The 23,670-nt window shown below is 69.4% G+C and carries 22 protein-coding genes; 8 read left to right on the forward strand and 14 right to left on the reverse strand.

Annotated elements, in window-relative coordinates:
* Window positions 1-3: 3 nt before the first annotated feature.
* The 4 genes from pyrB to HYU53_08980 form a co-directional block, all read right to left on the reverse strand.
* The gene (gene pyrB, locus HYU53_08965) at window positions 4-921 is read right to left on the reverse strand and encodes an aspartate carbamoyltransferase (GenBank protein MBI2221325.1); all 918 of its coding nucleotides are present in this window, start codon (window positions 919-921) and stop codon (window positions 4-6) included.
* 2 nt (window positions 922-923) lie between these two features.
* Window positions 924-1,883 carry a carbamate kinase gene (arcC, locus tag HYU53_08970; protein ID MBI2221326.1) on the reverse strand — a complete coding sequence of 320 codons (960 nt, stop codon included), beginning with the start codon at window positions 1,881-1,883 and terminating at the stop codon, window positions 924-926.
* A complete protein-coding gene (gene argF, locus HYU53_08975) occupies window positions 1,883-2,812 on the reverse strand; it encodes an ornithine carbamoyltransferase (protein ID MBI2221327.1) in 930 nt (309 codons plus the stop codon). The genes arcC and argF overlap by 1 nt, the downstream gene beginning before the upstream one ends.
* Before the next feature lie 212 nt (window positions 2,813-3,024).
* Window positions 3,025-4,062 carry a radical SAM protein gene (locus HYU53_08980; GenBank protein ID MBI2221328.1) on the reverse strand — a complete coding sequence of 346 codons (1,038 nt, stop codon included), beginning with the start codon at window positions 4,060-4,062 and terminating at the stop codon, window positions 3,025-3,027.
* A 47-nt stretch (window positions 4,063-4,109) separates the two neighbouring features.
* Here HYU53_08980 and HYU53_08985 point away from each other — a divergent pair, with 47 nt between their 5' ends.
* The 4 genes from HYU53_08985 to HYU53_09000 all read left to right on the forward strand — a co-directional run bounded on the left by HYU53_08985 (window position 4,110) and on the right by HYU53_09000 (window position 7,354).
* Window positions 4,110-4,502, forward strand: coding sequence for a hypothetical protein (locus HYU53_08985; GenBank protein MBI2221329.1), 393 nt, complete (start codon window positions 4,110-4,112; stop codon window positions 4,500-4,502).
* A 48-nt stretch (window positions 4,503-4,550) separates the two neighbouring features.
* On the forward strand, window positions 4,551-6,050 hold the full coding sequence (locus HYU53_08990) for a winged helix-turn-helix domain-containing protein (GenBank protein MBI2221330.1): 1,500 nt from the start codon (window positions 4,551-4,553) through the stop codon (window positions 6,048-6,050).
* A gap of 102 nt (window positions 6,051-6,152) precedes the next feature.
* A complete protein-coding gene (locus tag HYU53_08995; protein MBI2221331.1) occupies window positions 6,153-6,707 on the forward strand; it encodes a hypothetical protein in 555 nt (184 codons plus the stop codon).
* Complete coding sequence (locus HYU53_09000; GenBank protein ID MBI2221332.1) at window positions 6,704-7,354, forward strand: hypothetical protein; 651 nt, start codon at window positions 6,704-6,706, stop codon at window positions 7,352-7,354. Before HYU53_08995 ends, HYU53_09000 begins: the two co-directional genes overlap by 4 nt.
* On the opposite strand, the gene ggt is transcribed toward HYU53_09000, so the two are convergent.
* Window positions 7,307-9,046: a gamma-glutamyltransferase gene (gene ggt, locus HYU53_09005; protein MBI2221333.1), complete on the reverse strand. Its 1,740-nt coding sequence runs from the start codon at window positions 9,044-9,046 to the stop codon at window positions 7,307-7,309. The two genes, HYU53_09000 and ggt, sit on opposite strands and share 48 nt — an antisense overlap.
* 61 nt (window positions 9,047-9,107) lie before the next feature.
* Between ggt and HYU53_09010 the strand changes: the two genes are divergently transcribed.
* Window positions 9,108-9,332 (forward strand): DUF3185 domain-containing protein, encoded by a 225-nt coding sequence (locus tag HYU53_09010; protein MBI2221334.1) that lies wholly within the window; start codon window positions 9,108-9,110, stop codon window positions 9,330-9,332.
* A gap of 228 nt (window positions 9,333-9,560) precedes the next feature.
* Complete coding sequence (locus HYU53_09015; protein MBI2221335.1) at window positions 9,561-12,014, forward strand: ABC transporter permease; 2,454 nt, start codon at window positions 9,561-9,563, stop codon at window positions 12,012-12,014.
* On the opposite strand, the gene HYU53_09020 is transcribed toward HYU53_09015, so the two are convergent.
* Window positions 11,983-12,618 (reverse strand): alpha/beta fold hydrolase, encoded by a 636-nt coding sequence (locus HYU53_09020; protein ID MBI2221336.1) that lies wholly within the window; start codon window positions 12,616-12,618, stop codon window positions 11,983-11,985. The two genes, HYU53_09015 and HYU53_09020, sit on opposite strands and share 32 nt — an antisense overlap.
* Window positions 12,618-13,604, reverse strand: coding sequence for an aldo/keto reductase (locus HYU53_09025; protein ID MBI2221337.1), 987 nt, complete (start codon window positions 13,602-13,604; stop codon window positions 12,618-12,620). Before HYU53_09025 ends, HYU53_09020 begins: the two co-directional genes overlap by 1 nt.
* A 142-nt stretch (window positions 13,605-13,746) precedes the next feature.
* Between HYU53_09025 and HYU53_09030 the strand changes: the two genes are divergently transcribed.
* The gene (locus HYU53_09030) at window positions 13,747-14,979 is read left to right on the forward strand and encodes a hypothetical protein (GenBank protein MBI2221338.1); all 1,233 of its coding nucleotides are present in this window, start codon (window positions 13,747-13,749) and stop codon (window positions 14,977-14,979) included.
* A gap of 60 nt (window positions 14,980-15,039) precedes the next feature.
* Window positions 15,040-16,110 (forward strand): hypothetical protein, encoded by a 1,071-nt coding sequence (locus HYU53_09035; protein ID MBI2221339.1) that lies wholly within the window; start codon window positions 15,040-15,042, stop codon window positions 16,108-16,110.
* Window positions 16,111-16,122: 12 nt separating this feature from the next.
* Here the strand turns inward: HYU53_09035 and HYU53_09040 are convergent, their stop codons facing one another.
* The 7 genes from HYU53_09040 to nosZ form a co-directional block, all read right to left on the reverse strand.
* Window positions 16,123-17,496 carry a S8 family serine peptidase gene (locus HYU53_09040; GenBank protein ID MBI2221340.1) on the reverse strand — a complete coding sequence of 458 codons (1,374 nt, stop codon included), beginning with the start codon at window positions 17,494-17,496 and terminating at the stop codon, window positions 16,123-16,125.
* A gap of 82 nt (window positions 17,497-17,578) precedes the next feature.
* Window positions 17,579-18,442, reverse strand: coding sequence for an ABC transporter permease subunit (locus HYU53_09045; GenBank protein ID MBI2221341.1), 864 nt, complete (start codon window positions 18,440-18,442; stop codon window positions 17,579-17,581).
* Window positions 18,439-18,891: a nitrous oxide reductase accessory protein NosL gene (locus HYU53_09050; protein ID MBI2221342.1), complete on the reverse strand. Its 453-nt coding sequence runs from the start codon at window positions 18,889-18,891 to the stop codon at window positions 18,439-18,441. The genes HYU53_09045 and HYU53_09050 overlap by 4 nt, the downstream gene beginning before the upstream one ends.
* Window positions 18,888-19,793 (reverse strand): ABC transporter ATP-binding protein, encoded by a 906-nt coding sequence (locus HYU53_09055; GenBank protein MBI2221343.1) that lies wholly within the window; start codon window positions 19,791-19,793, stop codon window positions 18,888-18,890. The genes HYU53_09050 and HYU53_09055 overlap by 4 nt, the downstream gene beginning before the upstream one ends.
* On the reverse strand, window positions 19,790-21,154 hold the full coding sequence (gene nosD, locus HYU53_09060) for a nitrous oxide reductase family maturation protein NosD (GenBank protein ID MBI2221344.1): 1,365 nt from the start codon (window positions 21,152-21,154) through the stop codon (window positions 19,790-19,792). Before nosD ends, HYU53_09055 begins: the two co-directional genes overlap by 4 nt.
* 13 nt (window positions 21,155-21,167) lie before the next feature.
* Window positions 21,168-21,818, reverse strand: coding sequence for a hypothetical protein (locus HYU53_09065; GenBank protein MBI2221345.1), 651 nt, complete (start codon window positions 21,816-21,818; stop codon window positions 21,168-21,170).
* Window positions 21,819-21,836: 18 nt separating this feature from the next.
* Window positions 21,837-23,670 (reverse strand): Sec-dependent nitrous-oxide reductase (nosZ, locus tag HYU53_09070; GenBank protein ID MBI2221346.1); only part of this gene is annotated, 1,834 nt, incomplete at its 5' end.

Genomic DNA, 23,670 nt, shown 5'->3' on the forward strand with positions numbered 1-23,670 from the left:
ATGTCACGACACGCCGTCAAACAACATCGACAGCAGCGCCATCCGGACGTAGAGCCCGTTGGTCGCCTGCTGGAAGTACCGCGCGCGCGGATCCTCGTCGACCGTGCGGTCCAGCTCGACGGTGCGCGGCAGGGGATGAAGGATCCGCGCGTCCTTCTTCATCGCGCGCACGAGGCCGGCGTCGATCGCGTAGCGCCGCAGGCTGGCACGCTCGCGAACGCGGTCCGGCATGATGCGCGTCTGGTAGATCACGTCCGCCTCGCCGATCACCCGGGTGATGTCCGGCTGCTGCTCGTACCAGGTGCCGTGGCGCTCCAGGTGCTCGAGGATGTCGGGCTGCATCTGCACTTCCGGCGGGCTCACGAAGTGGATCTTCACGCGATCGAACTTGCTGAGCAGGTACGCGAGCGAGCGCACGGTGCGCCCGCGATCCAGCTCGCCGATCATGGCGATCGAGAGCCCGTCGAGCGCGCCTCGCTCGCGCCAGATCGTGTAGAGGTCGAGCAGCGCCTGGGTCGGGTGCTGCCCGCCGTTGCCGTCGCCGGCGTTGATGACGGGAACCGGCGAGACGGCCGCGGCGCGCGAGGCGCCGTCCTGCTCGCTGTGCCGGAGCACGATGACATCCGAGATGCCGCCGATGATCCGGATCGTGTCCTCGAGCTGCTCCCCCTCGATTTCCGACGAAAAGGCGCGCGGCTGCTCGGTCGAGAGGACCTGCCCGCCCAGCCGGTGCATCGCCGCCTCGAACGAGAGGCGCGTGCGCGTCGACGGCTGGTAGAACAGCGTCGCCATGATGCGGTCGCGGTAGTCCAGCGTGCCGCCGCGCGCCACGACGCGCTCCATGCGGCGCGACCGCTCGAACAGCTCGAGGAGCAGCGGCACGGTGAACTGCTGCGACTCGACGACGTGCGTCAGCGGCATGGTCAGCGCCTCCCCGTCACCGCACGGGCCCGCACCACGTGCGTGCCCGCTTTGCCGTGAATGCCGTCGAGCAGCCGCTCGTACGACGTGATCAGCGCGCGCCCGCTCCCCTGCTCGACGAACGCCAGGGCGGCGGCGATCTTCGGGCCCATGTTGCCCGGCGGAAAGTGTCCGGCGTCGTACAGCTGCCGCAGCTCCGCCGCGTCGATTTCGTCGAGCGCGCGCTGCCCGGGCCTGCGGTAGTCCACGTACACGCGGTCCACGCCGGTCGCCATCACGAGCAGGTCGGCCTGCAGCCTCAGCGCGAGGAGCCGCGAGGCGCTGTCCTTGTCGATCACCGCGTCCACGCCGGTGAAATGGCCGTTCTCGCGGACGACGGGAATGCCGCCGCCGCCGCAGGCAATCACGAGGGCGCCGGACCGCACGAGCGTGCGGATCGCCGACTCCTCGATGATCTCGATCGGCCGAGGCGAGGGCACGACCCGGCGCCATCCGCGGGCGGCATCGTCCACGACCGCCCAGCCGAACTGCGCGCGGCGCACCTCGGCATCGCGCTGCGTGTAGAAAGGACCAATCGGCTTGGTCGGGTTCGTCATCGCCGGGTCGTCCTTGGCGACGACCACCTGGGTGAGCAGCGACACGACGGGCCGCTTCAATCCGGCGAACGAGAGCCGCTCGGCCAGCGCCTGCTGCAGGAGGTACCCGATCTCTCCCTGCGTGGCGGCGACGCACACGTCGAGCGGTAGACGGTAGGCCTCGTCGGCCGCCCGTTCCGAGCGCAGGAGGGCCGCGCCCACCTGCGGGCCGTTGCCGTGCGTGATGACGAGGTCGTAGCCCTCGGCAATCAGCGCCACCAGCGCGTCGGCCGTGCGCCGCACGTTCGCCATCTGCTCGGCGATCGTCCCCTTCTCGCCGGCGCGAATGAGCGAATTGCCGCCGATGGCGACGACTGCCGTAGGCATCAGCGCATCACCGAGTACAGGATGGCCTTCTGCGCGTGAAGGCGGTTCTCCGCCTGCTGGAACACGACGGACCGCGGCGAGTCGATCACCTCCGGGGCGACTTCCTCGCCGCGGTGCGCCGGCAGGCAATGCATGAAGATGGCGTCATTCCCGGCCTTCGCCATCAGCGCGGCGTTCACCTGGTACGGCGCGAAGATGCCCTTCCGCTGCTCCGCCTCCGCTTCCTGCCCCATGCTCGCCCACACGTCGGTGTAGACGACATCCGCGCCGCGCACCGCCTCGAACGGATCGTTGGTGACCGTGCAGATCGAACCGGTCGCCGGGGCGTTCTCCTGCACCCAGGCCATCACCTCGGGGGCAGGCTCGTAGCCGCGCGGCGTGCCGACGCTCACGTGCGCGCCGAACCGGGCGCCGGCAAACAGCAGCGAGTTCGCCACGTTGTTGCCGTCGCCGACGTAGGCCACCTTGATGCCGCGCAGGCGCCCTTTCAGTTCGAGGATGGTCAGGTAGTCGGCCATCGCCTGGCACGGATGGCTGAAATCGGTGAGCCCGTTGATGATCGGCACCGCGGCGTGCTGCGCCATGGACTCGACGATCTCGTGGGCGAAGGTGCGGACCATGATGGCCTGCACCATCCGCTCGAGGTTCTTCGCGACGTCGTACGCCGACTCGCGCTTGCCGAGATTGATTTCGGCGGGCGAGAGATACACGGAAAACCCGCCGAGCTGCTGGATGCCGACGTCGAACGAGACGCGCGTGCGCAGGGACGGCTTTTCGAAAATGAGAGCGAGGGTCTGCCCCTTCAGCGAGGCGGTGTACTGGCCCGGCTGTGCCTTGATCTCACGCGCAAGGGTCAGCAGGCCGGACAGCTCTTCGGAAGTAAACTGGCGAATCGAAAGGAAATCTCTCCCGCGCACGGTGCTCCTCACGTCTTCTGCGCGCACCGGCCGCTCCGGCCGCCGCGCGCAAAAAAGTGGCCGCGTGTGGCGGGCTGACCGTGCGCGGCTCTGTTGAAAATTGTAACGTCGCTTTTTAAAATAGCCGGTTTTCTGGGGAAATCGTTCAGGTATTCACCGGCGCGGAGTGCATATGCACAAGAGTATTCACGGTGCCGGAATACTTATCCAGCGCTTGCCAAGGGTTACGCGCGTTCGGTCAGTGTCTCATCGCCTGGATGGTGCGGCCGCAGCGCCGCCCGCGCCCGGTTGATGGCGGCGCCCACGCGCAGCGACGCCTGGTAGATCGCGCCTACGCGGATGTGGCCGGGCAGCCGATGCTGCGCGACCGCTTCGAGCGCCGCGGAGGCCACGCATCCGCAGTTGGCGCAATCCGGCCGCCCGCCAAGCTGGCACGGCACGACGTGCGTGGCCAGGTCCGCCGAATAGCACGCCGTCGTCCGGGCGAACGTGCAGGCGGCCGGCTCGGTGGGGGGCGATGCGTAGGCCTTGATGAGCCCCTCGGGCAAATCGAGCCTGGGGAACAGCGGCCTGAGGCGCAGCAGCTCGGCGACCACGCGCGCGCGGTCCGCCTTCGTGAGGCGCTCGTCCGAGATCTCGCCGATCTGCGGCGTGTAGAGGCTGATCCAGACGCGCTTGGTTTCCGGGCGATCCGACCAGAAGCGCAGGAACTCCTCGATGTAGCCGTCGCGGCGCACCTGCTGGCGCGTCACCGTGCAGTGCACGGTGACCTGGTGCCCCTCGATGTGCTTCAGGATCCGGGCGTAGGTCGCGGGCGCGCGGCGCGCGTCGTGCTCCGGCTGCAGGCCGTCGATTGACACCGTGACGTTCAGGCGGGGAATGCGCGCCCAGCGTTCGGGAATCGGCCGCACGGCGCTCGTCACCACCTGCGTGTGGATGCCCATCTCCGCCAGCTGCGGGAGCAGCGCGTCCAGCTCGCGGTAGCGCACGAGCGGCTCGCCGCCGATGATCGAGAGGTGGACCGGATCGTGACGACGGACGAGCGCGAGCACGCCGTCGATCAACTCCTGGCCTTTCAGGTCACGCACCTGCCGGAGCGTGACGGCGCCGCCGAGGTGCTCGTCGCCATAGGCGTAGCAGCCCGGGCAGCGAAGCGGGCACTCCTTCGTGATCTCGATCGAGACCGTGGGCGCCCGTCCGGCCAGGATCTTTCCCCATGCCCGGATCACGCCCCGTGCAAGATCGGTCTTCCCCGTCCCCATGCGGACTAGGGTATCACCATGCATCGGGAATGATAGGATGTGCTGCCATGGCGCCGGACAGCGAGCGCAGAGAAACGCGGGATCGCCGGCGGTTCGCCCGCGGTGGCCGCCGCGAGTACGACCGCGAGGGGTTTTCGCCGTTGATTCTCGTGGTGGACGAGGATGCCGACAGCAGCGCGCGGTCCGAGGCCATCCTCGCCGCGCTCAAGTTCGCCGTGGCTCCGGCCCGTTCGGCGGACGAGGCGCTCGCGGTCATGCGGGCGCTGCGCCCGAATCTGGTGGTGGCGCGCGTGTCCGATCCGCAGCGGCTCGAGCGGCAGATGGCCAGCAGCGAACTGACGGCGGCAGTCCCCGTGCTGATCGTGACCGACGACATGCGCGCCCCGCAGGACCTCATCGCCGCCATTCGCAGGGTGCTCGGCGCGCGCACGGTCGCGTGAGCCCGGCCTTCGCCTTCGACGCGGACAGCCCCTGGAAACGCTCGTGAGATGACGTACCGCTTCGGCCCGTTCGCGCTCGACGGCGTGGGCTACCGGCTGACGCGCGAAGGCGTGGAGATACCGCTTTCCCCGAAGCTGATCGACCTGCTGCTCCACCTTCTGCAGCGGCCAGGCGCGCTCGTCACGAAGGACGAGCTGCTCACGGCCATCTGGCCCGACGTCACCGTTACCGAAAACGCGCTCACGCGCGCCGTGTCGGAAGTGCGGCAGGCGCTCGAAGACGCCCCCGGCGCGCCGGCGTACATCCAGACGGTGGCGCGGCGCGGCTACCGGTTCATTGGCCAGGTCGTGGCCGACACGGCCGCGGCGCCGGCAACTGTGGGTGCGGGGCGCGCCGGAGCCACGGGGTTCATTCCGCTCGCGCGCGCCCGCGAGACTTCCAGCCTTGACGCGTTCCGCGAGCTGACCGAAGGGCGGCTGCAGCTCGAATCGCTTGACGCCGCCGGGGTCCCCGCGGCGATCGAGCACTTCGCGCGCGCGATCCAGCTCGATCCTCGCTACGCGCTCGCGCACGTCGGCCTGGCCAACGCGCGGTTCTGGCGGTACGAGCTCTCGCGCGAACACAACGTCCCGGATACCGACGCGCTCGCCGCGGCCATTGCCGACGCGCGCCTCGCGATCGAACTCGATCCGCACCTGGCCGAAGCGCACGCGACCCTCGCCTTCCTGCTCGTGAGCGCCGCGCGCTTCCCCGAGGCGCAGCGCGCCGCGGCGCGCGCCGTGGAGCTGGAGCCGGGCTACTGGGGGCATTACTTCCGCCTGGGTCACGCCTCGTGGGGCGAAGCCCGCCTGCAGGCGCTCGGCACGGCGCTCGAGCTGTATCCGGACTTCGCGTTCGCCCACTTCGAAATCGCGATGGTCTGGATTGCGCGCGGGCGGCTCGACCAAGCCGAGGCGGTGCTGCGCGAGGGCCTCGTCGTCCTCGAACGGCAGGTGGGGCGCCGCGAGCGCTTCCCCGCGAGCGGCCTGCACTGGATGCTCGCACTCGTCCGCCTTGCGCGCGGCGACCGCGACGAGGCCGTACGGCAGCTGGAGGCCGAGACCGCCACCGGCGGCGACCGCCTCTACGCGCGCGAGTTCGACATGGCGTCGCTGAACGCCCTGGGCGCCGTCGCGCTTGGCGCCGGCGACCGCGCCGAAGCGGTGCGCCGGTACCAGGCCGCCCTCGCTCTCGACCCCGCGCACGCGCGCGCGCGCGTCGGGCTCGCGCTGGCGACCGGCTCCGCCGAACATCTGGCGCGAGCGCGCGAAGCGGTCGACACGCTTGCGCGCGGCCCGCGCGGCCAGGAAACCACGCTGCTCCGCGCGATGCTGCTCGCCGCTCGCGGCGGCGCGGACGAGGCACTGGACCTCCTTTCCGGCCTCATCGCCGAAGCGCCGGCCGGCTTTACCGGCTGGACGATCCCCATCGAACCGCTGCTGGCGCCGGTGCGCGCGCTCCCGAAGTACCGCGCGCTGGCGGCCGCCCTCGCCGCCCGCGCCGCCTGATCCGCGGGTTTCTCATCGCGGAAGCCTCACCCTTTTTCAGCCTTCGCTCAGGACTCCTCACCGCCCCGGACCGCATGCTTGCACCAGAACGTGGAGGCAAGCATGCGTCAAGCAATCGTCCTTCATCTGGCCGCGCTGCCGGCCCTGCTCTCCGGGATGGCGTGCAGCGGCCCCGTACACCCGCAGGTACACGCGGATTTCATCGCGGGAATCAGACACGGTGCGACGGTCACGGTCATGCCGGCCGTCGTACGCCGGGGCGCCGGACAGTCGCATGACGAACACGCGGCGCGCCGCATCGCCGCGAGCCTGCAGCGCGCCGGCGTGAACGCCCGCGCCGGGGGAGCGCGCGTCACCGTCGGCGAGTGGCACGTCAACGAGGCCCGGATGGCCAGGGAATCTGCCGCGGCGCTGGCCACCTACGTCGGCGAGCGTCCCACCGGCACGCGCTACGCGCTGGCATCGGAATACCTGATCACCAGCAAAGGCCAGGTCGGCGGCGTCCACGCGTACGTCGTCCGCGACGATGGCGCGGTGGCGGCGATCCTGATCCAGAACTCCCACCATCCGCTGTTCCAGGCGGCGCGACCGGCGACTCCCGAGGACTGCACGGAGCTGGTCATCGCGGCCATCGAGAAGAACTGGATCACGCCATGAGGATCATTGCCGCGCTTCTCACGGTCACCCTCGCGCCGGCGCTCGCGCCCCGCGCGCTCGCCCAGGCGGCCGCGCCCGAGCCGGTCTCGTCAACGCGGCTCTTCGTGATGCCGACCGGGCACACGCTCCCCGGATCGAGCGGCTACCTCGATGTGATCAGCCTCGGCGTGGCGCAGTTCCAGGCGGGGGCGACAGACTGGTTCTCGTTCGGCGCAGGCACGCCGTCGCTCGTATTTGGCGGGGAACGCCCGGTGTGGGTGACACCGAAGGTGGCCCTCGCACGCGGCCGGCGCGTGAGCGCCGCGGCCGGGACGGTTCACGTCTTTTCATCCGGCGGCTCGGGCGGCTTCGGCTACGCGGCGGTGACGGTGGGTCAACGCGCCACGTCCCTGACGCTGGGGGTCATGCAGGGATACGGCGACGTGCCGGATGCAGTACGCGCTTTGCTCGTGGGTGTCGAGCACCGGCGGGCCGGGCACACGAGGCTGATGGTCGAAGCCAGCGTGTTCCGGTCCGGCGGCCTCGTGATCGCCGGCGTGCGCCGCGTTCACCATCACTTCACGTCGGACTTCGGCATGGCCGTCCCGATCGCCGCCGACTCACCCGTCGTCGCGTTTCCGGTGATCAACTTCGGCTGGAGGTTCTGACATTCTCGGCACCCCCGCCGCCCCTCCGTCCGGTGCGCGGCGATCGACACCCGCCTCGAGCACCTTCGCCTTCGGATCCACGGCGATCGCCTCGGCGACCCCCTGCGATCCGATCTGGCGGGTCGCGTGGCCGCGCCTCTCGAGAAGCGCAATGGTGTCGGGCGAGAACCCGAAGCGCTCGTAGTTGATGCGATCCGGCAGCCATTGATGATGAAACCGCGGCGCGTCGATCGCCTCCTGCACGTTCATGCCGTGATCGATCACGTTCACGATCGTCTGCAGCACCGTGTTGATGATCGTCCGCCCGCCCGGGCTGCCGGTCACCATCACGAGGGAGCCATCGCGCGACACGATCGTCGGCGTCATGCTCGAGATCATGCGCTTCCGGGGCTGCGCGAGGTTCGGCTCGGTGCCGATGAGGCCGTCCGCGCTGGTCAGCCCAGGCCCCGCGTTGAAGTCTCCCATCTCGTTGTTCAGCAGGAATCCGGCGCCCGGCACGACGATGCGCGAGCCGTAGCCGTATTCGAGCGTATAGGTCAGCGCCACGGCGTTGCGATCGCGATCGACGACCGACAGGTGCGTCGTCTCCTGGCTTTCGACGGGCCATTCGAACGAGTCGGGCGAGGACTTCGAGGCGCGATCGGGGCTGATCGTCTTCCGTAAGCTCTCGGCGTACGCCTTCGACGTGAGGCGCTCGATGGGCATGGCAGGCACGAAGTCCGGGTCTCCGATGTACCGCGCGCGATCCGCGTAGGCGCGGCGCATCGCCTCGGTCATCACGTGGATCGTGTCCGCCGAGCCGAAGCCGCTCTTCTTCAGGTCGTACCCCTCGAGGATATTCAGCATCTGGATGACGGCCGTGCCTCCCGAGCTGATGGGCGGCATGCCGAGAATCTCGTAGCCGCGGTACGTTCCGCGCAGGGGGATCCGCTTCTTCGCACGGTAGTTCTTCAAGTCGTCGCGCGTGATGAGGCCGCCGTTCGCGGCCATCTCTTTTGCAATCAGGGCGGCCGTTTCCCCTTCATAGAAACCAGCGGGACCATTCGTCGCGATGCGCTCCAGCGTGCGCGCCAGGTCCGGCTGCTTGAGGACCTCGCCGGGCTCGTACGGCGTGCCGTCCTTCGAGAACTGCGCGAGCGAGGCCGGATACTTCGTCATCTCCGGCAGGATTGACGCCAGCGAGCGCGCGAGGCCGTGCGTCACGACGAAGCCGTCGCGCGCGAGCGCGATCGCCGGCTCGACGAGCCGCCTCCACGGCAACTTGCCCTGCTCCCTCCACGCGAGGTGCAGTCCCGCCACGGTGCCGGGGACGCCCACCGCGACGTGGCTGTTGTGATGCAGGTCCTCGTCGTACTTCCCATCCTTCAGGAACATCGTCGGCGTGGCTGCAGCCGGCGCCATTTCCCGAAAGTCGTAGGCCTCGGCGGGACCCGAAGCCGGACGGTACAGGATGAAGCCCCCGCCCCCGATGTTTCCGGCCGTGGGATGGGTGACGGCAAGGGCGAAGGCCGTGGCAACGGCGGCGTCGACCGCGGTGCCCCCCTCGGCGAGCACGTCCGCGCCGACGGCGGACGCGATGGCATTTTGAGAGGCAACCATTCCGTCGCGCGCGCGCTCGGGCACCGAACCGCCGCCAACCGGTGCGAGCACACAAATCGCGAGGATCGTGGCAAGGGCGAGCCGCAATCTCATGCATAGCAGTCTAATGCCAGGCGGGCATCGCCTGTGCATCAGGCCGGGCGGGGGTTCTGATATGGCTGCAAGACGCGTCGTCGGGTTCGTGCTGATCGCGCTGGGGATGGTTGCGCTCCTGTGGGGTGGAATTTCCTGGACGCGCGAGAAGACCGTGGTGGATGCCGGCCCCATCGAAATCCGCGCCGACGAGCGCGAGACGATTCCGCTGCCGCCCGTGCTCGGCGGGATCGCCGTCATCGCGGGCGTGCTGCTGGTCGTCGCGCCGACGCGGGCGCGCGGGTGATTCGGACGCTCACCGCAGCGACTGCAGCCGTTTGATGAGCGCCGGGTCGTCCGGCAGCGGTCCTGGGGCGATGCGCCTTCGCCGCGGCGGGGGTCTCCGCGCCCGCCGGCAACCCTGTCACCATCAGAAACGTCAAAGCCGAGGCGCCGACCCATCGCTGCATCATCCGGGCATTGTAGCGCCGTGCCCGTGTTGTGATATCCGGTGTCTGAAAGAGGGAGAGCGTCAATGCAGGACGTCCGCTACGCCTTTCGCGCGCTCCGGCACGACCTCGCCCATGCGCTGCTCGTCGTCGCGACCATGGCGCTCGGCATCGGGGCTGCCATTGTCCTTTTCAGCGTCACCTACGGCGTGCTGCTCAAGCCGCTTCCCTGGCCGGAGCCGGACCGATTGGTGCGCGTGATGGAGAGCCGCCAGGGGGGCGCGCCGCGCGTGGCCGGCACCGTCAGCAACGGCACGTACCTCGCCTGGCGCGGCAGCCGTTCCACCGTCGAGGACATCGGCGGGTGGATGAGCCGGACCATGACGCTGACCGGCGCCGGGGATCCGGAGCGCCTGCCGATCGCCGCGGCAACGCCAAGCCTTTTCACGGTGCTGAGGGCGAGGCCCGCCCACGGCCGGCTGCTCGACGCGGCCGATTCGTCGCGGAGAGATGTGGTCGTTCTCTCGCACGGCCTGTGGCAGGAGCGCTTCGGCGGACGCGCGGACGCGATCGGTCGTGCCGTTCGGCTCGACGGGCAACTTCACACCGTGGTCGGGATCATGCCCGCGGACTTTCCGTTCCCCTCGCGCGGCGCGCGCGCGTGGATCCCGCTCCAGGTGCCCGAGGTCGCCGGAGCAGGCGGCGTCCGGCGGATGTCGATCTTCTCGGCGATGGCGCGGCTGAAACCGGGCGTTTCTCGGGCGCAGGCCGCAGCGGAAGCGACCGCGCGCGGGCGGGCGGCGCCCGATCCCGGGATGGCCGCGATGGCACTCTTCGGCAGCCGCGCGCCGGTTGACGTTGTCATCGCCCCCGCGCTCGAGGCGATGACCGCCGAAGTCCGCCCGGCGCTGGTGATCCTGCTGGCCGCCGTGGGCCTGTTGCTCGCGACGGCGACCGCGAACGTCGCGGGTCTGCAGCTGGCCCGCGTCACGACGCGCCGGCGCGAGTTGGCCGTTCGCGCGGCGATCGGCGCCGGCGCGGGACGTGTCGCCCGGGAGTTGATCGTCGAAAGCGTCCTGCTCGGCGTTGCCGGCGGCGGGGCGGGACTGGCGCTCGCCACGCTGATGACGCGCGCGCTTCCGGCGGTCCTGCCCGCGGATTTTCCGCGTCTGGACGCGATTGCCATCGAGGCGCCGGCGATGCTGTTTGCCGTGGCTCTCGCGCTCGTCACGAGCGTGGCGTTCGGCCTTCTCCCCGCCTTGCACGCGCGCCGCGTCAACCTGGTGACGGCGCTCACCGAAGATAACCTGGCGCCGATTGGCGGCACGCTGCGCTCCCCCACCGCTCGCGCGCGCGCCGCGATCATGATCGGGCAGGTTGCGGTGGCGTGCGTGCTGCTGGTCGGCGCAGCGCTTCTTGTTCGAACGTTCGTCGCGCTGATCAACGCCGACCGCGGATTCGATCCTGGCAACCTTCTCACCGCACGGGTGCCGCTTCCGGTCGATTACCCGCCGGCTCGTCGCACGCAGGTCCTCGAGGCGGTCACCGAACGCATGAAGGGTCAGCCGGGCGTCACCCACGCTGCCTTCGCCAACGCGCTGCCGCTCGTATCGCTCGGCGGCTACACGGCGTTCACGATGCGCTCGCCGCGTGACGGTGTCGAGCTCCCGATCGAAGCCGGGCAGCGCATCGTCAGCCCCGACTACTTCGGCGCGCTGCGGTTGCGGATGCTGACGGGGCGCCCGCTCCTGCGCACCGACAACGCCACGTCACGTTCGGTGGTGGTGGTCAATCGATCGTTCGCGCACAGGTATCTCGGCGATCGGCCGGTCGGGGCGCGCCTTCCATGGCGCGGGTCGCGCGCCGGATCGCCCTCCGGCCGCGAGGGACGCGACTGGGAAGTGGTGGGCGTCGTCGACGACGTGCGGCAGGTGTCGGTCGACGGACCGGCGCAGCCGGAGATTCTCGCGGCCTACGCGCAGGTGGGCGTCGAAACGCTGCGGGCGTTCGATCCCGTCATCGCGGTGCGCACGGTGGACGACCCGGCGTCGCACGTCACGGCGCTCCGGCACATCCTCCGCGAGCAGGATCCGCTCCTGGCGCTCGACTCCGTGATGACGATGGAGGATCGCGTGTCGACGAGCGTGGAGCGGCCCCGCACGTATGCGGTCCTCGTGGGTGCATTCGCCGTGTGCGCGGTCCTGATTGCGGCCGTTGGTCTTTTTGGCGTGCTGGCGTACACCGTCGCGCAGCGTTCGCGCGAGATCGGCGTGCGGTCGGCCCTGGGCGCCACGCCGGGCGCCATCGTGGGACTCATCGTGCGGCAGGCGTTCTGGGTCACCGCGGCCGGACTCGTCGCCGGCCTGGCCGCCGCGGCGGCCAGCATGCAGGCGCTGTCCGCATTCTTGTACGGCGTGCAACCACGCGATGCGCTGAGCTTCGTCACGGTCGCGGTGCTGCTGCTCGCCGTCGCAGCGGCCGCCACGGTGGTGCCGGCCCGGCGCGCGGCTACCGTGGATCCGCTGAAGGTCCTGCGCTGACCGTTGCGCCCACGAACCGCACCACGGCGCCGACGATGTCCTGCAAGACCGCGTCGGCGCTCATCCCCATGCGGGCCGGCACTTTGAACGAGTGATCGCCGCCCGTGACGGCATGAACGACCGTGCGATCGTTCAGCCGTGGCAGCAGCTCGCGAATCTCCTCCACCGTCCCGAACTCGTCGCGCTCGCCCTGGACGAAGAGCATCGGCTCGCTGATCGCCGGCAGGTGCGCGTCGCGGCGCTGCTGCGGCCTGCCGGGGGGATGCAGCGGGTAACCCAGAAAGACGAGGCCGGCCACGCCCGCCACCCCCTGCGCCGCGACGTGCGACGCCATGCGCCCGCCCATCGACTTGCCGCCGATGAACAGCGGCAACGGGGGTGGCGCGGTGTCGGCGCGAACGGCGTCAATCGCCTCGCGCCATGCACGCTCCAGCACCGGCGCCCTGTCCGGCACCTTGCGGCGCGCGGCCATGTAGGGAAAATCGAACGTCGCGACCGCCACGCGCTCGCCGGCCAGCGCGCGCGCGATGCGAACCATGAACGAGCTGTGCTGCCCCGCCCCGGCGCCGTGCGCGAGGATCAGGGTCGCGATCGGGCTCCCCATCAGCGGTTCACGGCTCCCATGCCCGCCGGCGAGTACCGATCGCCGGCGGCCACCCCTTTCACGGCCACCGATTCGATCCGGCGGATGTCTTCGGGCGACAGCGCGACGTGCACGGAGACCGCGTTCTCCTCGAGCCGCGGGCGTGCCTTCACGCCAGGAATCGGGACGATGTCCTCTCCCTTCGCGAGCACCCAGGCGATGGCGAGCTGCGCCGGCGTGCACCCCTTTTTCGCGGCCAGCTCGCGGATGCGATCCACGAGCTCGAGGTTGCGCGCGAAGTTTTCCCCCTGAAACCGCGGCATGTTCCGCCGCCAGTCGTCCTCGGGAACGTCCTCGAGCCTGCGGAATCGTCCCGTGAGGAAGCCGCGACCAAGCGGGCTGTAGGCGACAAAGCCGATCCCGAGCTCGCGGCAGGTCACCAGGATGTCATCCTCGACATCACGCGTCCACAACGAGTACTCCGTCTGCAGGGCGGTGATCGGATGGACCGCGTGCGCACGGCGGATCGTCGCGGCCGCCGCTTCCGACAATCCGAGGTACCGCACCTTCCCGGCCTTCACGAGCTCCGCCATGGCCCCGACCGTCTCCTCGATCGGCACGCCCGTGTCCACGCGATGCTGGTAGTAAAGATCAATCACCTCGATGCCGAGGCGCTGCAACGACGCGTCGCATGCCCGCCGCACGTACTCCGGGGACCCGTTGATCCCGAGGAACGCCCCCTCTTCCGATCGCACGTTCCCGAACTTCGTGGCGAGGATGACGCGGTCGCGGCGATCGCGGATGGCGCGGCCCACGAGGCGCTCGTTGGTAAACGGCCCGTACATGTCCGCGGTGTCGAGGAAGTCGATGCCGAGCTCAATCGCGCGGTGAATCGTCGCGATCGATTCGTTGTCGTCGCGCCCGAAGTAGAAGTCCGACATGCCCATGCACCCGAGGCCGAGCGCGGAGACCTCGAGACCTTGCCGGCCGAGCCGGCGCCGTGGAATCTTCATGCCGCGATCTTGTCACGTCTCGGGGCGCGTGGCGTCGCTTCGCGCCGAACCGGCGTTTTTGTTATAGTGCGGCGTCCTTCCAGGAACCCCCCTCACCGGCGCCCGCCGCGCTGCGGTTTCCGGAGGCCCTTACCTGATGAAGCGGATCGTCGTCCCTATCGTGCTGGCGTCTGCGTGGACGATCTCCGCCCGCGCCCAGGAGATGACGTGGCTGCCGCGGCCGTCGTTCCGCGCGGGTGAAGTGCTGAGGGTCGATCCCCGCGTGAAGCTGCAGGGACAGTTCCGCTGGTTCCCGTCGGAGCTGGCGCCGCGCGACGGTACGTTCGCCATGGGCATGCGCCGCCTCAGTGTCGAGGGGACGCTGTTCAACCACGTGGACTTCGAAATCGAGCGGGACTTCCGCGATGGCGGGGTGTGGACCGACGTCTACGTGTGGTTCCGGCGCTTCCGCGCGGCGCAGATCCAGGCCGGCAAGTTCAAGGTGCCGTTCAGCCTGGATGAACTCACGGGGGCGACGAACCTCGACTTCCCGAACCGATCCATGATCGGCCGCGACCTCGCGCCGGGGCGCGCAGCCGGCGCGGTGCTGTCCGGCCGGGTGGTGGAGAAATCGGCCGCACTCTCATACGAAGCCGGCATGTTCCGCCACGATGGCGAGCGCGCCCGCTTCCTGGACAACCCCGGGGGAGGGGCGACCTTCGCCGGGCGGATCCGCGCGCAGCCGCTGCGCGCGCTGAAAAGCCAGCGGGCGCCGCGCAACCTTGCCGTCGGACTCTCGACGACGCTGAGCGACGTTCCGGAAGGACCCGGCCCCAACTCCCTCAGGGCGCGGACGATTGCGGGAGCGCCGATCCTCCCGCGCGTGCGGGTTCACGGCCGTCGCACGCGGCTGGGCGCGGACGCGAGCTGGGAGCCCGGGCCGTTCTCCGTGCGGGGCGAGGTCCTCCAGGTGTGGGACGAGCGCCGCCGGCTGGGGCCGGCGGGCAGCGACCTCCCTCGTCTCAGCGTCGGAGGCTGGTATGTGAGCAGCACGTGGGTCGTCACGGGCGAGCGGAAGGCCGGGGGCGTCGAGGCGCGCGGCCCTTTCCTGAACGGCGGATTCGGCGCGCTCGAACTGGCCGCCCGCCACGAGCGCCTGCGGTTCGGCGACGACGACCCCGCGGAATCGGCCAACGCGGGCCCCGAATCGGCGGGCCCGGCTGCGCTCCGCAGCGGGGCGACGACGCTCGGTTTGAACTGGTATCTGAACCGGTGGTCGAAGATCCAGTTCAATGGCGTCCGCGAGTCGTTCGGCGGCGCCGCGCGAAGCCCCGTCACTGGACGTTCCAGCTTCTGGAGCGCCGTGTGCCGCCTCCAATTCGTGGTCTGACCGAAGTGCTTTGCAATACAAAGCGCGTCCGTATTATCATGGGATTGGACCTTCCCGCTGATGCCGGTACCCCGACCGCTGGATCTGACGCTCGAGATCGTTCCCCGGGCGCGGTTCGACCTCGTCGACCTGCGCGCATCTCTTCCCCGCTCACACACCGACGCGCTGGCGTCGTACCCCAACTGCCTCTATTGCTCGTTCCACACGACCGCCGGGTTCTTTGACCGCAGCCTCGCCTCGCGGCTGGCGCACGAGCAGGGCTTCAACGCCTACATGGAGGCGTTCCGGGCGATCTTCCCGGAAGGCGCGGGTTACGAGCACGACCGCCTCGAGCGCCGCGCGGAGCTCTCGCCGGCGCAGCGCGCGAGCGAGCCCCGCAACGCCGATTCGCACCTGGCGTTCATCGCGTCGGGACTGCGCACGTGTGTGAGCTATCCGAACCGGCCGGACCAGCCGGTCTTCTTCGTCGAGCTCGACGGCGAAAGCGACGGGCGGCGCCGCACCCGCCGGACGCGCATCGTCGGGTATCACGACGAACGCGAGGTGGCGTCGTTCAAGGTGGACGTACCGGTCTCCGCGCACCCGGTCGATTCGATCAACCTGAAAGACCCGCGGCTCGGGCTGTACGAGCGGATCCAGGACGAGATCGCGCGCACCGGCATCGGGAAAGGACGCGTGCGACTCGCGCTGCACGCGGGCGAGCGGCACGCGGGGCTGGCGATCAACGAGCACGAGACGCTGTTGATGCGCCACGACCTCGCCGAAGTGCTGCGCGACCCGCTGCGCTTCGCGATTGAGAAAGGACGCCACGCGCTGGCGGACCCGCGCGCCGTGCCCGGCAAGACGCTTGGCTACGCGCAGTACGACCTCGTACGCATTCTCAATCGCTTGGTCGAAGTCCTCGGGCTCGGGGAATCGCGCGTCGAGCGGATGCTCGCACGCACGATGGCGGTGCCTCTCTCGCGGTTCCTCCGCATGAAGCGCTCGGTCAGCCTGCTGATCTCGGCCGACGACGGGACGGGCGCCCCCATGATTGTCGAAGGCACGTACCAGAGCCCGATCATGGTGCAGTGGAACCGCGCGTCACGCCGGTCGCGCGTACTCGACGTCAGCGTGACGCGCCTGCGCTGAAGCGCACCGCCCTCAAGGAATTGCCGCGAGCGCGTTCTGCGCCGTGGCCAGACCCGCGCCCGTCGCATCCGCGCCCCAGCAGATATTCTGCGCCGGGCCGGAAGGCCGGGCGACCGTCCGGCATCCGGCCGGCAGGGCGATCGCGGTGGACTCGAGCAGGCCTTCGACGCCTGCCTGCACCAGCGCCGGATTCTTCTGCAGCATCAGGGCGACGATCCCCGACACGTGCGGCGTCGCCATCGACGTGCCGCCGAGGAAAAAGTAGCTCGTCTGTCCGCTCTGCGTCTGGAAGGGCCCGACGACCCACGAACCCGGCGCAGCGACGTCGAGATCCTGTCCGGCTTTCTCGCGGCTCGAGAAGTCCGTGATGTAGAAGTCCGCCGGGTTGGTCGGATCGGGGACATTCCCGCGCCACCACGTGCGGCCGCCCACCCACTCCCCGATCCAGCCGGAGGCCGCGACCGAAATGACGGGCGGGTAGGCGCCCGGATAGGACATCCCTTGGTCCCCTTCGTTGCCGGCCGCGGCGACGACGAGGACGCCATGGCCGATCGCGTAGTCAATCGCCGCCTGCTCCACCGCGTCGAGCCTGGACCCTCCGAGGCTCATGCTGATGACCACCGGGCTGCTGCCGAGCGCGCCGCTCCGCTTCAAGTCGGTCACGTAGACGATGCCGTGCGCGACGACCGAGGACCAGCCGAAGCCGGCCTGGTTCAGCACCTTGACCGGGATCACGATCGCCTTCGGCGCGGCGCCGCCGATGGGCGCGCCGCGGAGGCTGTAGCCCAGCACCGAGCTCGTAACGTGCGTGCCGTGCGAGTTCTGGTCGTGTTCCCACTGGTTGGGCGCAATCGAGACGCGGCCGGCATCGGCGCCGCCGCCGCTGAACGCGACGGCGTGCTCGGTCGCGATGCGCTGCTCCGGGAAATACTGCCGCCAGCTGTCGAGCAGCCCGGTGTCGAGCACCGCGACGTACACGCCCTGGCCGTCGTACGCGACCGTGCGCGCGGAGGGCGGGTTGACGACGTCGATCGCGTCCTGATCCCAGGTGCTCGCCCCGCCCGTGAAGTCGGACACGGCGACCGTATCCACCGGAGCGCCCTTTCGCTCGGCGTCCGGGTTCGCCGCCGCGACGTAGGGCAGCGCCGCGATCTCGGGCAGCCGGTCCTCCGCCGCGCGCATGTGCACGACGTCGATTTCGTCGATCGAGTCCAGCACCGTACCAGAGCGGCCGAGGTCGCGCAGGATGTCCGGCGTCGCGTCGGTGTTCAACAGGACATTGACGCCGATGACGGGGCCAATCGCGGCAGCCGGCGACTGCAGCCATGGCACGCCCGCCCCTGCGCCCACGAGCAGCATCACGAGAACGAGAATCCCCTTCTTCATTGGAACGCCTCCCCCAAAAGGTGCCCGATCCTATGCCCTGCCGGGGGCCGGCTGCAACGGGTTTATCGCCTGGCGCGTGCCGTCAGATGTCGGCCCTGGACAAGCGGCGTGAGGCGAGCCAGGCAGGCACCAGGATCCAGAGAAGCGTTGAGGCCACGATCAGGAGGGCCGCGGCGGGCGCGCCGCCGGTGAACCGCAGGAGGGCGAGCGAGGAAGCGCCGAACGCCGCAGTGCCCTCGATCGCGAGCAGCGTGCCGGTCCGAAGTGCATCCACTGGGTTGACGAGCGCCGCCACGATGAGCAGGCGCGACGCATGTCCGGATCGCAGCAGCGACGCGATGCCGATCGCCACCACGTCGAACAACACGACGGCCGCGAACCAGACGACGATCGCCAGCGCGAGCGCGCGGGTACGGCGCTGCCCGAAGGTACCGGCGCAGATGAGCGCGGCGATGGCGAGGAACACGGCGGTGAGCGCCGCCGACATCGCGACGAGCGCGGCGAAACTTCCCAGGCCCTGCTCCCCGGCCTGGCTGTAGATCGCCAGCCCGGCCGCGCCGAACCCCATCCCCTGCGCGGCGACGAGCGCCTCGAACAGGCCCAGCATCGTCCCGAAGAGCACCGCGGAACGGGAGACCGGCTGCGAGTAGAGCAACTCCGCGTTGCCGCGATCCGGCAGCAGCGCCATCACCCCGAGCAGCAGCGCGCTGAGCGGCACGAGGAGCAGCACGAGCTGCACGAGCGAGACGGTGGCGCGGGAGAAGTCCTGCACGCCGTACCCGCCCGACAGGATGTAGCCGGAGCCGGCCACCGCGAGGGCAAGCGCGGTGAAGACGGCGGTGAAGATCTGCGTCCACCGCGAGCGCACCGCGAGCGCGCGCTCCTGCGCCGCGCAGAGGCGCACGATGGATAACGGGGTCGGGAGCCTTTTTTCGATGGCGTTCATTTGATGAGGCCCCCACCCTTCTTGCCAAACACCTCGTCGAAGGCCAGCGGAGTACCGCTCCCGTCGGGATCCGCATCGCGCGAGGCCGGGTCGGCGAACGCGATGATGTGCGAGCCCATCGGCGTGCTCACCCGATCGTTGCGGACGTACACGGCCTTGTCGCGGGGCACCCACGCCTTCGTGCGGTGATCGGCGACGTAGGCCACCGCGTCCCCGCCGAGAGCGTGCCGCGAGAGATAGTCGCGCAGGCATCCGATGTCGTCGAAGAACCGCGGCTCCTCCCCTTTGGCGGCGATCTGCCCCGCGAAGCGGACGTCCGACACGGTCATGCGGCAGTGCGCGCACGCGTCGTTCCTGGTGTCGACGCTGGCCGGCTGCTGCGTGGCAGACGAGCACCCGAGCATGACGAGCCATGCCACGCAGCCGAACACGAACGGTCTTGCGGTCATCGGTGTTCCTCCACCAGCTCGCGATAGAACGCGTCGAGCCGGCCTTCTTCCGCGGTCAGCCCGCGGATGGGGATCCCGGCGCTGCGGATCACGTCGAGCACGCCGGGGCGCGCGGTGGCTGGGCCGGGCACGATCATCTCGTTCGTCGCCGGGAGCCACTGCGCGCCCCGCGCGACGGCCTGCACGCGCGCGAGCAGATCCGCGGTGCAGGACTCGACGCGCACGCGCATCACCCCGCGATCGGAGAGCCGCTCGGCGAGTTCGCGCTGGCTGAAGCACCCGGCAAGCCGGCCCGCAACCAGCACGGCGAAGCGATCCGCCAAGCGCCCGGCGTCGCCGAGCTGATGGGATGTAAACAGCACGGTCTTGCCCGCCGCCTTGCGCCGCTCGACGAGTCCGTAGAAGGCGGAAAGCCCGTCGGGGTCCAGCGCGGCGGTGGGCTCGTCGAGCAGAAGGACAGGCGCGTCCGGCAACATCGCGACGGCGAGCCCCAACCGCTGGACCATGCCTCCGGAATACGTGCCCACCAACCGTGACGAGGCGCCGTTGAGGGACGCGAACTTCAGGACGGCGTCAACCCGCGCGTGGGACTCGTCGCGCAGCGCCCGGTAGAAATCGACGACCTCGCGACCCGTGAGCGCGTCGGGAAACGTCACCTTCTGCGGCAGAAACGAACACGCCTTGCGCGCGGCGGGATCGGACGACGGCCCGGGCGGATCGCCCACCAGCACTTCACCCTGCGTGGGCCGAATCAGTCCTGCCGCCGCCTTGAGCGTCGTCGTCTTTCCTGATCCGTTGGGCCCGAGCAGCGCGACGACTTCACCCGCGCGCACCTCGAGCGTGAGGGCCTCGACCGCGACCTGCGCGCCGAACCGCTTGCCGAACTCCTGGAATCGAATCATGCAGCGCCTCGCAGCACCCACGCGCCGAGCGCAAGGACGAGCGCGGACGCGCCGAGGCCCGCATAGTTCTGCCGCCGTTCGGCACCGCCGGCGCGGGGCACGTCGGGCAGCGCGGGCGGCCTTGCGAGCGGCGCCTCCTCCGTCACGCGGAACGGCTCGAGCACCGGGAACGCCGTCTCCGCCAGCGAGAGCGCGATCCCCGCAAAGCCGTCCACGTACAGATCCGCGGCGGTCAGGTTGCCGCGCATGTGATCGAACACGCTCGTGAGACGGTACGGGCGCTCCGTGCGCCCGTCGCCATCGAGGTCCGGTTCCGCGTGCCCCGACCAGTAGTTGCCGCGGAAGACGGCGTCGAGGCGCCTGCCGGCCAGCAGCAGGGGCGACATGTTGCCGACAAACGAGTTCCCCTCGAAGCGCGTGGCTCTCGCGGAATCGAACGCCACGATCGCCGCGTCAGACTGCGCGATGATGTTGCCGCGGAACACGACACGCTGCGTGCCTTCCAGGAAGACACCCCGCGCGTTATCGGCGATCAGGTTGCTCTCCGCGAGCACGTCATCGCACTGCTGGAGCAGCAGCCCGACCGACGCGAACCCGCGGTTGCTGATGAACTGGTTGCGGCGGAACACGATCCGCTCCGAGAACATGATGGCGCTCCCCGCGTCGCCGTTCTCGAACACGTTGTCCTCGAAGAGGTTGTCGTCGGAGAACATGTAGTGCAGGCCGTAGCGCATGTCGCGCGCCCGGTTGCCGCGAATGACCCCCTTCGACGAGTTCTGCAGGTAGATCGCGTCGCGGGCGTCCACCACCTCGTTCGCGATGAAACGGAACCGCTCGGTGTTATAGGCGTGGATCCCCGATCCTTTTTCGCCAGGGTCCTTGCCGGGAATTCCGCGGATGCGGCACGCCTCGACGGTGCTGCCGTGCGCCTCGAGCAGGTACACCCCGAACAGCGCGTTGGTAACGCGACAGTCGCGAATGACCGCGTCGCGCGCAGCGACATGCACGCCCGACGCGTCGCGGCCAAGGTCGCCGCCGCCGCGCCCGTCGATATCGAACCCCTCGAGCGTGACGCCGTCCGCCCGCACGCGGACGACGCTGCCCGCGCCCGAGCCGCGCAACAGCGGCCGGTTCCGCCCGACGAGCCGCAGCGGCTTGTCGATGAACAGGTCGCCATCGTAGGTGCCTGGCGGCACCTCGATCGTCTCACCGGGGCGCGCGGCGTCCACTGCCGGCTGCAGCGCCGAGATCTGCCGCGCGGGCGGCCGCCCCTCGAGCGACGCCGGCGTGCTCGTGTGCTCGGCGCCCGCCTGGGCACCGAATGCGGCGGCGATCAGAAGCAAGCCGGCGATGGCGGTCATGGCGTCACCCGCGTCAGGCGAGCCTCGGCGGTTCGAGCGGTCCGTACCGCGGTGCCTGCCGCCACGCGACAATCATGGCACCGATGAGCAGGACCATCGACACCGCCAGAGCGTACGACGCCAGCCCGGGGTAGGAGTACACCTCGAAGTTCGCGAGCTGCTTGGCGCCGATGAGCGGCGGCATGAAGGGATCGACCTTCACGGCCGCCGTCGGCGCCAGGTTGTGCCCGTACCACCAGAGCTTGTACGCGAACGACCACAGCGAAAACGCCGAGAAGTACCCAAAGAGCACGACGACGTCCACCAGGTCGCTGAGCTTGCCGTGGACGATGGCGCGCAGCACGAGCAGCCCGATGGCCCCCACCACGAACGGCATCCACTTGAACTCGGTGAAGTCCTCGACGACCAGGTCCTTCATGCCGATGTAATGATTGAGGACGTTGATCTCCTTGATGTCCTGGCCTCGGTTTCCCCCTTCGAGCTTGTAGCTGTAGATGTCGAGCCGCAGCCCTTCCTGGTACTGCGGCGCGAACATGGTGAGATTCCACAGCGGAAAGAGATAGATCGCGACCAGCGCGAGGGCCGCGATCAGCATCGCCACGCGCGGCCCGAGATCGAGCGGCGCGTCGAGCACGCGGTTGGTACGGGTGAGCACGGCCCTCATGAGGTCACCTCCGGTCGGTCAGCGCACGATCATGTAGCCCTGCATCTCCTGGTGGAGCGCCGAGCAGAAGTTCGTGCAGTAGTAGGGATAGACCCCCTTCTTGTCCGCCTTGAAGGTGACGGTCTTGGTCTCTCCGGGGTCCACGACGATGTTGATGTTGTAGTCGAGGAGGCCGAACCCGTGCAGCTCGTCGGTCGTCTGCTCGATGTTCGTGATCGCCACGGTGACCTCGTCGCCCGCCCGCAGCTCGAAGTCGGTCGGCGTCAGCGTCGATCGCACGGCAATCATCTTGACGAGCACCTTGCTGCCGCTGCGCGTGAGGCCGGCGTCCTTCACGTCCCAGATCGCGTGCGGATGCTTGTTTTCTTCCTTCGGGTACACCTCGATCGGCTTCAGCTTGTCCGCCTTGATCATCTGCGCGTAGTGCGGCTCGGGCTCCGTGAAGGCGTCGTAGAGCAGCTTCATCTTCTCGTCGCTGATGTCCACGAGCTGCGAGGACTCCGGCTGCGACGGCCCGACCGAAAGATGACGGCCGTGCGAGAGCTTGTTGAGGCCGATGAGGTACTTGCCGTCCGGGCTCACCGTGTCCCCTTCGGCGGCGCTCAGGTGCCCGATGGAGTACGACATCGGGACCTTGTCGACGACCTCCCACGTGCCGAGCTTCCACTTCGCGATCGCACTGTCCACGAAGAGCGACGTGTAGGCATACCCGTCCGGGCCGAACTGCGTGTGCAGCGGTCCGAGCCCCACGGGCACTTCGGCGTCCTTGATCGATTCGTATTTCAGCACCGGGATGCCGTCCTCGTTGCCGGTGAAGTCCTTGTTCTTCATCGCGGTCTGGACTTTTTCCCAGTTGAACGCGGTCGTCACCCCCTGGAGCTTTCCGGACCCGATGACGTACTTGCCGTCGGGCGACACGTCGACGCCGTGCGGCGACTTGCCGCAGGGCATGAAGTAGACCAGCCCCGGAAATTCCCTGGGATCGAGGACCTTGACGCCGCCGATCATCTGGCCGCGTCCCGCCGCCGCGAGCTTCTCGGCCATCCGCCAGTCCACCGCGGCGATGTAGTCGCGGTCGCGCTGCGACGCGGTCACCTCGAGCTTGCCGGTGGCGCGCTCGGTGTTGTACGCCGTGAAGAAGACCCAGCCGTCCGACAGCTTCTTGCCGGCATCGCCGATGTCGTAGTCGAACGGCGGCACGACGATCTGCCAGCCGATCGACATGTGGCCCGTCTTGGGATCGATCTTGATGCCCGTGAGGACCCCCTTGTAGTCGGTGGCGTACTTGGACACTTCGACGGCGGTCCCCTTGGGGATCGGGATCGAGAAGCGCGACGCCATCACCGAGTACTCCGTGTTCGGCGTCACGAAGGCGGACCCGTGATTGCCCGACACATTCGGCACGGGGCCGATGATCTGCTTCGTCTTGAAGTCACGCAGGTCGATGCGCGCGATGCGCCCGTTCATCTCGTTGACGAACAGCCAGCGGCCGTCGTAGTCGCCGTTGGTCTCCGACAGCGACGGATGGTGGACGTCGCCCCAGGTCAGGTTGCCCAGCATCGCCTTGCTCTCGTCGTCGAAGCCGTAGCCGGTGGCCGGGTACGGCGTGAAGACGGGGATCGTCGAGAGGTGCCGCATCGAGGGAACGCCGTAGACGTAGATCTGCCCGGAGTGGCCGCCGGAGGCGAAGAAGTAGTACTCGTCGAGGTCTCCCGGTGCGACGTAGGTCTTGACTGCCGCCTGGGCGGCATCGGATTGCGTGCCCGCGCGCTCCCCGCGCTTGGGTGCGCCCGGCGCGCACTGTTGCGCCAGGAGCGCGCTCGCGAGCACGCCGGCGAGCGCCCACGCCGCC

The organism is Acidobacteriota bacterium (assembly GCA_016184105.1).
Taxonomy (GTDB): domain Bacteria; phylum Acidobacteriota; class Vicinamibacteria; order Vicinamibacterales; family 2-12-FULL-66-21; genus JACPDI01.